Below are 12,945 nucleotides of genomic sequence, written 5' to 3' on the forward strand. Positions count from 1 at the left end.
AGCGCTAAAAAGATTAGCGGAAGATAGTATAAGTGCAACTAAGGCTCCGCCAAAAGCTTGGCCGTAGCCAAGTTTTCTAATCATAGAAGTAATGGATTTCTTGTGCATTTCCAAAAGCTAGTCGCTGCCGAGCTTTCTGATCAGGCCCATTTTGCAGAATGTTTCTGACAAAAAGAGGAAAATACAGCCGAATGGTGAATAATGTCCCAAAAGCATTTGCGTAAAGAGGTGCATGATCTTTGCAAGCACGTGTAGCGGGGGTTAGCGAGATTCCTTTCACGGATGAATTGTTGCGCACAGTGGAAAATGTGCACAATCAGATTTTCAAGTATTCTCGAAATCACGAAGGGCAATTTATGGTCACGCTATCAGAAGGGAAGATAGCTCAGGAATTTGGATTGACGACCCAGCATTTGCAGGGCAAGCGGATCGAAGAGATTTTGTTGACATGCAAGGTGACTGATATTCTACCCTTGTTTGAAAAAGCGTACAATGGCCATGTCGTGGAGTATGAATCGAGCATCGGGGCTAGAACCTTTACCACTACATTATCCCCAGTCATTGTAGGGGGAACAGTCCGCGAGGTAGTAGGTTCCACTACGGAGATTACGGAAAGAAAGTGGATTGAGCAGCAATTGCTTGAAACGCAAGAGTTGTATCGCAGCTTGGTCGAGGATACGCTGATCGGTGTATACATCGCCTATGTGGAACAGCCGGGCTTTGTCTACGTCAATCCCTCCCTTGCAGATATGTTTGGTTATACCCAGGAAGAAATGGTACGCATGACAGCGGTTGAACTGGTTGTACCCGAAGACAGGACGATGGTGCGGCGAAATCAGAAGCGCAGACTGGAAGGAGACAGTTCCAATCTTCGCTATCAGTTTCGGGGAATGTGCAGAAATGGCAACATCATTGAAGTCGAAGTGCTCCAGAAGACGAGTTCCTATAAAGGACAGCCCGCTGTTATTGGTTTTTTGCAGGATGTGACAGAGCGCAAGCAGGCCGAGGAAATGATTCGAAAAACAGAGCTGCTCTCTGTCGTAGGTCAAATGGCTGCTGGCGTAGCACATGAAATTCGCAATCCGTTGACGTCGTTGAAGGGCTTTGTGCAGCTTCTGAAAACCCAAGGTGGAAAGCCAGAGTACTTTTCCATCATGCTGTCTGAATTGAATCGCATCGAGTTCATCATCAGTGAATTCCTAGTCCTCGCCAAGCCTCAGGTAGTCGTTCACCGACAATGTGAAATCAAACCCTTGCTGGAACATATCATTACGTTGGGCAAAACCCATGCGATCATGCATAATGTGCAGATCGTCACACACTACGCACCTGATCTGCCAGCGATCAACTGTGAGGAGAATCAAGTAAAACAGGTCTTTCTCAACTTGTTAAAAAACGCCATCGAATCCATGCCAGGCGGTGGAACAGTGACGGTATCAGTCGGTCGTGAAGAAGGGATGCTGGTGATATCCTTTACGGACGAGGGGTGCGGGATTCCGGAGGATCGGATCGCAAAGCTGGGTGAGCCGTTTTACACGACGAAAGCCTCAGGGACAGGCCTTGGATTGATGGTCAGCTTCAAGATTATTTCCCATCACGGCGGTACGATCACAGTGAAAAGTAAACTTGACGAAGGCACTACCTTCGAAGTACGGTTGCCTGTTGAATAGCATCATTCGCCTGTTTGCGTCTACCGGAAAAAAACGGTATGATGTAGTCGAAGAGCCAATAACATCGTAAGGACGTGAACGCAATGACGGAAGAGAATAAAGACCTCGAATTAGGTGACATCATCACACTGGATGACGAAAATGGTGAACCGTTGGGTGATTTTGAAGTAATTGCCCTGTTTGATCTGAACGGTAAAGAATATATCGCTTTGACAGAAGCTATCGAGGATGAAGATAGTGAAGAAGAACTGGATGAGGAAGTAGATATCTTCGTATTCCAGGTGGATGGCGGCGAGATGGTTCCACTGGAAGAGAACGAAGAGAATGAGGTTTATGAGAAGCTGAATGAGGTACTGGAAGGCATCGAATTGATCAAAGATAACGAATAGCTTTTCTGCTATATGGAGAAGTCACTGCAATTGTTTCCTGCAGTGACTTCTCTTTTTTCTAATCTAGTGCATTTTTATAATTTCATCCTTCAAATCACGGACTACCAATAAGCAGGTGTAGTCTGTCTCCTGCAACTCCCGAAATAAAGTGGATGCTTCGTCTTTGGTCAAGCCTAGCTTTTCCAATCTGGTGCGTATCTCCTCTCCGCCGTTGTCGAAGAAGTGAGCTTTGCTGTCGATGTCGCCGACTGCGCTTTCAAAATGGGTGCTGAATTTATAGAAATTGTCTCGCTGATTGGAGTGGTTTTTGTCAGGGTTCCACTTGATCACCCAGATGTCGTCCTTGTGATAGCCAGACGAGTTAAGCGCTTGAATATCGGAAACCAGCTCCTGGTCGTAGCGATGAAATTTGACGAATGGCTTGGTGGCGCTGATCACAAAAATCCCCCCTTTTGTCAATCGCAGCATTGTGCCTTACTAGGTTGCCCTGAACGGACGGGGTCATAATTGGAAAATATTATATAAAAATGGAGGAAACTATCAAAATTTGTAGAATTTTTCGTTTATGAAAAACCTTTTTATACATGGCTATAGATTGGAGGGGAGTCATGAATATGTCCGTACATTCCACAACAGCTGTTGTTCCGTTGCCACAGGAAGTCCCGTTTGCTTCCAGTAAGTACGCTACCATCCCTTTGAAGGTATTGCTGGAGGTGCCGCCGCCCTCTTTTCGAAACGAACAGCTTGCGAGCATGTATGACAGATTGACTCAGCATGGGGAGGTGTTTGAGAACGCATCGTTGGATGCAGCAGCTTACGTTTGCAGAAGAGTGGGAAGAGAGGATGCTCGGTTGCAGCAAACCGTAAAAGACATTGTGAATTGCAGTTATAATGCCCATTATTTGCACGATCAGCTGACGTTTGAAGATATTGCTACCGACAGCCATAAAAAGACAGAAGTCTTTATCATTACCCAGCAAATGGAGGGGGTATTACTCCCTTTGGTCAGTGTCAGGGTGTTGGTCGACAAAGAGCTTGATTGTTTTGAGATCTTTTCCAAAAGCAGTGTCCAAAAACGCGCGGCAGAGTTTTCTCGCTTTGCCTATCATCCTCTGTTGGACGTGCCCGCTTCTGAATTGGATGAACAAACTCGAAAACGTCTGGATTTCCATAAGCGACATCTGTTTCGAATCCTACTTCGAGGAGCATTTCGCTTTCTGAAAAGTCGCAAATTCCAAACCAGCTATCTGATTATGCCGCCTCATGTAAAACGTTATATGGATGGCTGCGGCTTTCGTTTGACCGATATGCCGGAATCACATCTGCTCCCCTCAACCTCTCATGACGCGGTACGTCGCGCATTTTATAAATATTGGAGGCCTGAGTCCCCTGTGCACGAACAGCCTGCAGTCTATAACCTCGATTTCCGTATCAAGCCATTGATGAAAATGGTCTCGGGTCAAAGGATTTATCTGTAGTACATACCCAATCTGCAAAAAGAGGTGAATACTGGTGCAAAGCATAACTGCATTGCTGCAAACCTTAACTAGAGAAGGACAGGAGCAATGGACCTACAAACCGAGCTTTTTCCGCCTTTCGCAACAGGAGGATAGTGAGCGCCTGCAGGAATTGATGGAAGCCAATCCAAATTTGGATGTGGTGGATTCCTTCCTGGGCCAAAAGGAGGAGTGGGTCAAGGCAACGAATCCAGATCGAAGGTGGAGCCAGGAAGAATTACAGGCGGAAGTAGCTCGGCAGGTAGGGGACGCCCGTATCGAAGAACTGGGGGTTTGGGTTTATTATCCCTGGAAGAACACAATTGTTCACTTGCTGGATGAAGAAGAATTCGTGTTTGTACGCACAAACCGCAACCGGAACAAAATAACGATGGCAGAACAAGCTATCCTCTGCCAGCAAAAAGTCGGCATTATTGGTCTTTCAGTAGGTCAATCGATCGCGATGACACTAGTCATGGAACGGAGCGTGGGGGAACTTCGCCTGGCCGATTTTGACACGCTGGAGCTGTCCAATCTGAATCGCATTCGCGCAGGTGTCCATGAGCTTGGGGTACCGAAAGTCGTCGTGAGTGCCAGAGAAATCGCAGAAATCGATCCGTTTATAAAAGTGGTTTGCTACACACAAGGAATCAACGAGGAGAACATCGATCTTTTTCTGATGGACGGAGGAAAGCTCAATCTCGTATTGGATGAATGTGACAGCCTGGATGTCAAGGTGTTAATTCGGCTGAAGGCTAGAGAGCTGGGCATTCCGGTCGTCATGGATACGAGCGACAGGGGATTGATTGATGTCGAGCGGTTTGATCTGGAACCCAACCGGCCCATTTTTCACGGACTGGTGGAAGATCTGGATGTGGAGAGCCTGAAGAATCTGAGCAATCAGGAAAAAATTCCGTTTGTGATGAAAATCGTCAGCTACGAGTCCATGTCTTCACGGTTGAAGGAATCGTTAAAAGAGGTTGGGACGAGCATCTTGACTTGGCCGCAGCTTGCTTCCTCTGTCATGCTCGGTGCTGCCAGCGGTGCTGACGTGTGCAGGAGAATTGCTCTGGGACAATTTCGCGATTCTGGAAGGTATTATATCGATTTGGAAGAATTATTAAGGAATCGTCAGCAGAATGACACAAATGGATAGTCGTTGCGTCTTTGACCTTTCCTGATGTCTAGTGCTACACTATACAAGATTCCTTGCCTGTAACCATGCCGAGAACACGGATTCAACACTTTTGAGCATATGCATGTTTGAGTGTCTAATCGTGACTCAAACAGCCATCTCGCTACAGGTGAGGTGGCTTTTTTGGTCCATCGGGTGTATTTTGTACAGACCACGCGATACAGGTTCAGTCGATTGATCCGGTGTATGCAAGCTGGCTTTTCTCCACGAAAAAAGCATGGGCGTTGTATACAAGAGGAAGCATACGGTACAATAGCGATTAAGTGTTCGCGTTTTTTGACCGATATGTGTAAAGGACAGGATTTTTTAAACCTCACACTTGAAAATGTTGGATGAATGGATCATGACAAGGCAGTGGAAGTCTTGCTCATTGGCTTTTAACTGCAAGTCTTTCCAGTGAAGTTGCAAATGGCAGAGGGGAGAGCGCGATTGAAGGAAACAGACACACTCCACACACTAACGTATACAGAAGAAGATATTCAGGTCCTGGAAGGCTTGATCGCCGTTCGCAAACGGCCTGGAATGTACATAGGCTCTACCGGTAGCAGAGGTCTGCATCATCTGCTTTGGGAGATTGTTGACAATGCAAAGGACGAGGCGCTGGCCGGTGTGAACGACAGTATTATTGTGACTTTGTACAAGGATGGCAGTGTCAGTGTAGAAGACCACGGCCGTGGAATTCCTACTGGCATGCACAAGACCGGACGTCCGGTTCCTGAGGTCATTTTTACGACGCTTCATGCGGGAGGAAAGTTTGGCGGTGGCGGCTACAAGAAAAGCGGTGGCTTGCACGGCGTCGGCTCCAGTGTCGTTGTTGCCTTATCCAAATGGCTGGAAGTGGAGATCCATCGTGAAGGAAAAATCCACAAGCAGCGCTTTGCCTATGAAGTGGACGAAAAGGGCATCGAGCATGTAGGTAAACCAGTAACCGATTTGGAAGTGGTCGGGAATACCAAAAGAACAGGGACAACGGTCCGCTTTCTCCCGGATGAAGCTGTCTTTGGGAACACCAGATTTGATTATGAAACCATTCGTGACCGTTTCCGTGAAACAGCCTTTTTACTGAAAAAACTGCGCATGGTGCTGATTGACGAGCGCGGTGCCGAAAAGAAACGGGAAGAGTTTTATTTTGAAGACGGCTTGAAATCCTATGTGGACTATCTGAACGAAGGAAAGCAAACCTTGCATCCCATCATCTATTTTGAAGGGGAAAGGGATAATATCTACGTGGAGCTTGCCTTCCAGTACAACGATGGCTATGCAGAAACGCTAGTTTCCTACGTCAACTCGATTGTGACCACAGATGGTGGAACGCATGTCACCGGTTTTCGAAATGGAACGACGAGAATTTTTAATGAATTTGCCCGTAAAAAAGGGTATCTGAAAGAAAAAGATCCCAACCTGACTGGAAATGATTTGCGCGAAGGTTTTCTGGGTGTGCTGTCCTTGCAGATGGCAGACGTCCAGTTCGAGTCGCAAACCAAAGACAAGCTGGGCAACGAAGAAGCACGGACCATTGTCGAACAGATTATCTCAGAAAAACTGGGCTTCTTCCTCGAGGAAAATCCGGAAGTAGGCAAGCTGTTGATTGACAAAGCCCTGCGTTCTGCTGAAATACGCGAGGAATTGCGCAAACAGCGGGAAGCACTCCGCGGCGACAAAAAAGGGAAGTCTTCCAAAAAGCGCAAGTCTATTTCGGAAAAGTTCACACCTCCGCAGTATAAAGACCCGAAACGCAATGAATTGTTCTTGGTGGAGGGGGATTCTGCAGGCGGTTCTGCTAAACAGGCGCGAAACTCCGAATTCCAGGCTTTGTTCAGCTTAAGAGGAAAGCCGTTGAATACAGAGAAGGCCAAGCTTTCCGATGTATTGGCCAACGAGGAATTCCGCACCATTCTTGAGGTGCTGGAGACCGATATCGGGGAAGAGTTTTCGATTGAAAACTGCGCTTTTGACAAAGTCATTATCATGTCTGACGCAGACGTAGATGGTTCTCACATTCAAACTCTGCTCCTTACTTTTTTCTTCCGCTACATGCGACCGATGATTGCGGCGGGTCATCTGTATATCGCACAACCCCCTCTCTATCAGGTGAAAAAAGAGGGCAAGTCCAAAAAGGCCGAGAACATTTATTGCTGGAGTGACTTTGAGCTGGAGCAAGCCCTGAAGCAGCTTGGACGCGGTGCAGAAGTACAGCGCTACAAAGGTCTGGGTGAAATGAACGCAGACCAGCTGTGGGAGACGACGATGGATCCGGAAACGAGAAAGCTGATCAAAGTGCAGATTGATGACCTCGCTCTGAGTGAAAAGCTGGTCACTGTCCTGATGGGCGATAAAGTACCTCCACGACGCGAGTGGATCGAAAGCCACGTCACCTTTGAAGTGGGGGAGGATGAATAAGGATGCTTTCCAATCAGATTATTGAACAAAGCTTTGCTGAAATCATGGGCAAGCGTTTTGGAGATTACGCCAATCTGGTTATTTTGTCTCGGGCGATTCCAGACGCACGTGATGGGCTGAAGCCGGTACAGCGACGTATTTTGTATGCGATGTATCAGGAAGGCAACACCTTCGATAAACCGTACCGCAAATCCGCAAAGACAGTGGGATACGTCATGGGTACCTATCACCCTCACGGCGATTCTGCGATCTATGAGACGATGGTTCGTATGGCGCAGTGGTGGAAGATGCGCCAGGTGCTTATTCAAGGTCACGGAAATTTCGGTAGCCTGGATGCTGACCCACCTGCAGCGATGCGTTATACGGAATCCCGACTATCTGCCTTGGCGAGTGAGATGCTGCGCGATATTGAAAAGGATACCGTCACGTTCATTCCCAACTACGACAATTCGGCACAGCAGCCTGCCGTTTTGCCTGCTCGTTTTCCCAACCTGCTGGTCAACGGGGCTTCTGGTATTGCCGTGGGGTTTGCTACTGACATTCCGACGCACAATCTAGGTGAAGTGATCGATGCGGCTATCGCTCAAATGAAAAACCCGAACATCTCATTGGATGAACTGATGCAGCATGTAAAAGGGCCGGACTTTCCAACTGGTGGTATCGTTCAGGGGATATCGGGGATTCGCAAAGCGTTTGAAACCGGACGGGGGCAATTCATCATCCGTGGCAAGACGCATGTCGAGGAACCAAAAGGCAGCAAGATCAAGAAGATCGTCATCTCCGAGATTCCTTATGAGGTCATCAAATCCAAGCTGGTTGCGCAGATTGATGAGCTGGTGATGGAGCGCAAAATCGAAGGAGCGCTTGCGGTACGAGACGAGACGGGACGCAAGGAAGCCGAGCTCAAGCAAGTGCGCATCGTCATCGACATTCGCAAAGAAGCGGATGAGCAGGGAATCCTTCATTATCTATATAAAAATACAGATCTGCAAATTTACTACAATTACAACATGAACGTGATCTACGAGGGAACCATCCGACAAATGGGTCTCAAAGGCCTTCTGGGAGCGTACATCGATCACCAGAAGGAAGTCGTTACTAGACGTTCTCAGTACGATTTGGACAAGAAGACCAACCGTGAGCACATCGTTCAAGGTCTGATTCAGGCCAAATCGATACTCAGACAGATCGTGGACACGATCATGGACTCGGAAGATCGCGCAGACGCCAAGCGCAATATCATGGAAAAGTACGGTTTTACGGATATTCAGGCAGATGCTATTCTCAGCATTCAGCTGGCATCTTTGACACGGCTGGACATTGTGAAGCTGGAAAAAGAACTGGCTACTCTGGGTAAAGAGATCAAAGAGCTGGAATCGATTCTGGCTAGCGAGAAAAAGCTGATTCAGGTGATTACAGCCGAATTGAATGAGTGCAAAAAGAGATTTTCCGAAGAACGACGTACCGTGATTCAGGGTGAAATCGAGGAGATCAAGATCGATATCGCCATGCAGATCAATGCGGAAGACTGCATCGTGACCCTCACAAATGAAGGCTACATCAAACGGACGAGTCCGCGTTCCTTCAAGTCGATGGGCGGGACGATCGAGACCTGTGGCGTCAAAGAAGGAGACAGGGTTCGTCATTTCGTGGAGACGAACACATCCCATACGGCTCTCTTCTTTACGCAAGACGGGAAGTACTTTGCCACCCTGGTGAATTCTTTCCCGGATGATAAGTGGAAGGATATCGGCTCAGCACTCGTCAACGTGATCCCACTGGAAAAACAGCAGCGTATTGTGGGCTTTACCGTTGTCGAGAACTTCAAACAGCCGCTCTTCGTTTATCATGTCAGCCGAAGTGGGCTGATCAAGAAGACGGCTTTGGCGGAGTACGAAACCAATCGTTCGAATGCCTTGGTAGCGGCCAAGCTGAAATCGGCAGATGATGAGTTTATTGCGGTTTTCGTACGCGATGATCAAGGTGGATTCCTCGGGGCAACCCGTGATGGTATGGGCATACGTTTCTTGACCAGCGAAGTTGGTGCAACTGGCCGTGCTTCAAGCGGCGTGAAGGCCATTACGCTGGCAAAAGAGGATGAACTCGTCTCTGTGCTGCCAATCGAATCGGATGACTCTCGTATTTTCAGTTTGATTACGACTGATGGGGTCGTGAAACGCACGAAGATCGCTGACATTCCTCTGCAAGGACGAGCAGGAAAAGGCGTACAGTTGATCCGTAAAAGAAAGACTAGCCCGCATCAGCTGCTTGCTCTCAACGTGGATGATACCATGTACGCTTTGACTGCCACGAACGAGTGGCAAATCGTGCAGACGGATCAGGTAAATGTCAACGAGCAGGGTGGCATCGGACGAAATCTGATCGAAGGCGTCGAAACGATTGTTTTTGAGACGGTGCTTCCATCGGATGATGCAAAGGAAAATACAAAGGAAAATGCACCTGCAGGTGAAGCTGCGGATAAACGGACAGAAGCGCAAGGTAGCTTGTTTGACAATGAACCAGGTGACAAAAAGGGATGATCGATTACATGACAAGTCCGTTTGAATCTTTCCATTCACCACTTAGCTGGCAGCAGGTGGCCTTGTTGCTGGACACTGTGGAGTATTTTGAAGAGGCGTTGAAGTGGCTGTCCATTCCTGACGAACAGGGAGCAAGTGTGGCTGTACCCCTGACGGGCGATACCTTGCGGGTGATGCTGGCTGCGCTGAGCGAAGACGATGCATATTCTCGTCAGCTCTTCTCGTTCGGATGGTTACCTGGTGAGAACGAGGATACTGGTACCTTGCAGGTCGGACTTCCGACAGGCGAGGTAGTAGAGAAATCGGTCGTGCTTTCTCAATTCTCTCCGGTTTAGGAAATGAAGTTTGCCCCTATCTCTGGGTAAAATAGGTTCATCCTGCGCACACTATGGCGGGAGGTGACCACTGTGGAACGAAAGTTGAATGTGAATGGCAGAGAGTATAATTTTGCCTCTACCTACGACGGGGATTCGCAGTATCATGTGCAGGTTCGCAGCGGTGCGAAAGTGGTTACGTCATTCAAAATTGCTGCTGAGTCAGAAGAGGAAGTTTTTGACGCTGCACGAGCGCACTTTTCCGCAGACGTGGAAATGGGCAATATTCAGGTATAGGACACGATAGAAGAAAGCGTAGTTCCAGTAGTGCATGGAGCTGCGCATTTCTTTTTTTGTACTGCCGGAAAGCAAGGCTTTCTTTTCAGGAAAGGATAATTATGCTACAACAGGAAGGAAGGTTTGGAACGGGAGGAGCATGCATATGCATCAGCAGCAAGAACAGGATCTGTTCGCTACGATCGAGCGGTGGCGGATCGAGCCTCCAAAAACGGGAGAAGTATCGGAAGGGACCTGCATCGGGTATTTACAGGAAATCGAGCAGCGGAGGAAGTCCGCTCCGGATATCCGATTAGACCAGGCAGAAGCGGTGGTCCTGACCCATTTGTCGTCTATTCGGCTCGGCAAAAGTGGCGGCCATCGATTAGCACTGGAGTGGTTGGAGAGGGCCATGCTCTTGGACCCTGCATATCGTCCAGCCATGGAGCTGATGCTGCGAGTGAAGACGAGTCAACTAGCAGCAGAGCAGACGTTCGCTGACACCTTTCCGACTCTTCGTGAGACAGATAACGTCGTTACGCGAAGAAGAAATGTAGAAGTCCTGATTAACCTTGCGAATCAGGAGAAAAGCGCCCTTTTGAATTGGCAATCTGATGCTACTTCCATACATGAGCTGGCTATGGAATTATCCGATCCAGAGTACGAGGATTTGGCACAAAGTCTCCTCCAGCTGTATCAGGAGCGGGAACAGCTGCTGCAGCGTTTGGAGCAGCAGGTAGACGCATATGCTTCATCGTTATCTGGAGTGTTTTTTTCATCCGAGCTATTAGGGCAGTTGCAGGAGACGATACGAATCCTGGTCGGACAGCAGGTGAGACTACAGTCTCTATGGCATAGCCGGTCTGTGATGGAGAAGCAACAGCCGAAGCTTACACACGAACCCTCTGCACTGGATGAGCTTGAGAACCTGATTGGCTTGGACGAGATCAAGGAGCGGGTTCGTCAGCTTGCCCAGTTTTTGCAATATCGGAAAAAGCGCGAGGAAAAGGGCTGGCATATGCAGGATGAATTGCCGCTTCACCTCGTCTTGATGGGAAATCCCGGTACAGGCAAAACCACACTAGCCAGGCTGATTGCACGATTGTACAAAGAGCTGGGGCTCTTGACACAGGGGCAGCTCATCGAGGTAGACCGTTCTCACCTGGTAGGCGCGTATGTCGGACAGACCGAGCAACGTGTCATGGATGCGGTCAAACGTGCTGACGGTGGCGTGCTTTTTATTGATGAAGCCTATAGTCTGAAGAGGGCAGACAGCTCGGGCAGTGATTACGGACAGGCCGCCATCGACACCTTGGTTGCAGCAATGACAGGTGGCGAATATGCGGGACGTTTTGTGGTCATGCTGGCAGGCTATCCCGAAGAAATGCGCCATTTCCTTTACACCAATCCGGGGCTGTACAGCCGTTTTCCTGAAACAGGACACTTCCTGCTCCCTGATTATGCAACCGAAGAATTGGTCATGATCGCGCAGCAGGTCGCGGATCGCAACGACTTTACCCTGACGGATGAGGCGATAACTCAGTTGCGTCAGCGTATCGAAAAATCGCGGGTCGATGATTCCTTTGGCAATGCCAGAACGGTTACCAATTTGATTTTAGACGCGATTTTTGCCAAAGGGAGATCCACGGCAGGAAACGACTTGCAGTGGGATGACTTTACCATCCTGTATCCTGAAAATATTTCGTCTGAAGGATCAGAGACAATGGATCAGACAGCGAGAGATCGTCTGCAGCATTTGATCGGATTGGATCAGGTGAAAGAAGAGCTGAAGAAAATCGCGGCGTTTGTCAGCGTACAAAAAGAGCGCAGCCTTCGCGGTTTGAAGATGAGTCCCATCGAGCTGCATGCTGTATTCACCGGAAATCCGGGAACAGGAAAAACAACTGTCGCCGCACTGTACGCCGAAATTTTGCACGAAATCGGGTATTTGAAGCGAGGCCATCTGGTGACAGCAAGCCGAGCCGATCTGGTAGCGGAGTACGTAGGACAGACAGCGGCTCTTACCAGGAGAAAGGTGAGACAAGCCCTGGGCGGTGTTCTTTTTATCGACGAGGCCTATGCTCTGTTGGGCGGAGGACAAGATTTCGGAAAAGAAGCGATTCACACGCTCGTAGAAGAAATGACCAGACATGCAGAAAATCTAGTCGTGGTTCTGGCAGGCTATCCGGATGAGATGGCGCGGCTGATGATGAGCAATCCGGGACTTGCCTCGCGTTTCAAGAAGTACATCCACTTCCCGGACTATACCGCCGCGCAGCTGGTGGAAATCGTGGAGCAAGGTGTAACGAATGCAGGTTATTTGATCAGTGCTGAAACGAAGAAAGAGCTCACCGTCAAACTGCAAGAGATTTTCACGCGACATGGTGTGGAGGGGAATGGTCGTTTTAGTTACAATCTGGTGCAGGAAGCGATGCAGCATCAGGCTATTCGATTGATGGACACACCAGGCGACCTTTGGAACCAGCAGCTTCTAATGGAGCTGATCTGGAGCGATTTTCTGCCGGTAATGGAACGGATTGAATAGAGATAAGGTACCAGCTGGAATTTTTTCCTATTTTTTATATTTTGTGACACTAGCGTTGCATAAAAAATGCGTTTGTGATTTGTCGAAGTATTCTGAATGAAATCTTCAGCTTCCCAACCA

Annotated in this window: 10 protein-coding genes; 9 read left to right on the top strand and 1 reads right to left on the bottom strand. The window is 48.5% G+C overall.

The window, feature by feature from the left end:
- Window positions 1-239 precede the first annotated feature (239 nt).
- A complete protein-coding gene (locus JZI27_RS16570) occupies window positions 240-1,670 on the top strand; it encodes an ATP-binding protein (protein WP_280208325.1) in 1,431 nt (476 codons plus the stop codon).
- 83 nt (window positions 1,671-1,753) lie between these two features.
- Window positions 1,754-2,059: a DUF1292 domain-containing protein gene (locus JZI27_RS16575; protein ID WP_251245302.1), complete on the top strand. Its 306-nt coding sequence runs from the start codon at window positions 1,754-1,756 to the stop codon at window positions 2,057-2,059.
- Between the two features lie 63 nt (window positions 2,060-2,122).
- On the opposite strand, the gene JZI27_RS16580 is transcribed toward JZI27_RS16575, so the two are convergent.
- On the bottom strand, window positions 2,123-2,497 hold the full coding sequence (locus JZI27_RS16580) for a YflT domain-containing protein (RefSeq protein WP_122909335.1): 375 nt from the start codon (window positions 2,495-2,497) through the stop codon (window positions 2,123-2,125).
- 170 nt (window positions 2,498-2,667) lie between these two features.
- Between JZI27_RS16580 and JZI27_RS16585 the strand changes: the two genes are divergently transcribed.
- The 7 genes from JZI27_RS16585 to JZI27_RS16615 all read left to right on the top strand — a co-directional run bounded on the left by JZI27_RS16585 (window position 2,668) and on the right by JZI27_RS16615 (window position 12,825).
- Window positions 2,668-3,537 carry a hypothetical protein gene (locus tag JZI27_RS16585; RefSeq protein ID WP_251245301.1) on the top strand — a complete coding sequence of 290 codons (870 nt, stop codon included), beginning with the start codon at window positions 2,668-2,670 and terminating at the stop codon, window positions 3,535-3,537.
- Window positions 3,538-3,571: 34 nt separating this feature from the next.
- Window positions 3,572-4,711, top strand: a complete 1,140-nt coding sequence (locus tag JZI27_RS16590) for an Rv1355c family protein (protein ID WP_245996863.1) — start codon at window positions 3,572-3,574, stop codon at window positions 4,709-4,711.
- Between the two features lie 447 nt (window positions 4,712-5,158).
- Window positions 5,159-7,150 carry a DNA gyrase/topoisomerase IV subunit B gene (locus JZI27_RS16595; RefSeq protein ID WP_183185066.1) on the top strand — a complete coding sequence of 664 codons (1,992 nt, stop codon included), beginning with the start codon at window positions 5,159-5,161 and terminating at the stop codon, window positions 7,148-7,150.
- Window positions 7,151-7,152: 2 nt separating this feature from the next.
- Window positions 7,153-9,690 carry a DNA topoisomerase IV subunit A gene (parC, locus tag JZI27_RS16600; RefSeq protein ID WP_280208330.1) on the top strand — a complete coding sequence of 846 codons (2,538 nt, stop codon included), beginning with the start codon at window positions 7,153-7,155 and terminating at the stop codon, window positions 9,688-9,690.
- Window positions 9,687-10,025: a hypothetical protein gene (locus tag JZI27_RS16605; protein ID WP_245996852.1), complete on the top strand. Its 339-nt coding sequence runs from the start codon at window positions 9,687-9,689 to the stop codon at window positions 10,023-10,025. The genes parC and JZI27_RS16605 overlap by 4 nt, the downstream gene beginning before the upstream one ends.
- Window positions 10,026-10,097: 72 nt before the next feature.
- On the top strand, window positions 10,098-10,301 hold the full coding sequence (locus JZI27_RS16610) for a hypothetical protein (protein ID WP_183185050.1): 204 nt from the start codon (window positions 10,098-10,100) through the stop codon (window positions 10,299-10,301).
- A gap of 145 nt (window positions 10,302-10,446) precedes the next feature.
- Window positions 10,447-12,825 (top strand): AAA family ATPase, encoded by a 2,379-nt coding sequence (locus tag JZI27_RS16615; RefSeq protein WP_122909401.1) that lies wholly within the window; start codon window positions 10,447-10,449, stop codon window positions 12,823-12,825.
- The last annotated feature ends 120 nt before the right edge of the window (window positions 12,826-12,945 follow it).

It is taken from the genome of Brevibacillus sp. AY1, from assembly GCF_029870785.1.
GTDB classification, from domain to species: Bacteria; Bacillota; Bacilli; order Brevibacillales; family Brevibacillaceae; genus Brevibacillus; species Brevibacillus invocatus.

Excerpts from the sequence above, each read along its gene's own strand:
- JZI27_RS16615 (WP_122909401.1), top strand. The coding sequence starts at position 10,447 with ATGCATCAGCAGCAAGAACAGGATCTGTTCGCTACGATCGAGCGGTGG.
- JZI27_RS16595 (WP_183185066.1), top strand. The coding sequence starts at position 5,159 with ATGGCAGAGGGGAGAGCGCGATTGAAGGAAACAGACACACTCCACACA.
- JZI27_RS16605 (WP_245996852.1), top strand. The coding sequence starts at position 9,687 with ATGATCGATTACATGACAAGTCCGTTTGAATCTTTCCATTCACCACTT.
- JZI27_RS16585 (WP_251245301.1), top strand. The coding sequence starts at position 2,668 with ATGAATATGTCCGTACATTCCACAACAGCTGTTGTTCCGTTGCCACAG.
- parC (WP_280208330.1), top strand. The coding sequence starts at position 7,153 with ATGCTTTCCAATCAGATTATTGAACAAAGCTTTGCTGAAATCATGGGC.
- JZI27_RS16575 (WP_251245302.1), top strand. The coding sequence starts at position 1,754 with ATGACGGAAGAGAATAAAGACCTCGAATTAGGTGACATCATCACACTG.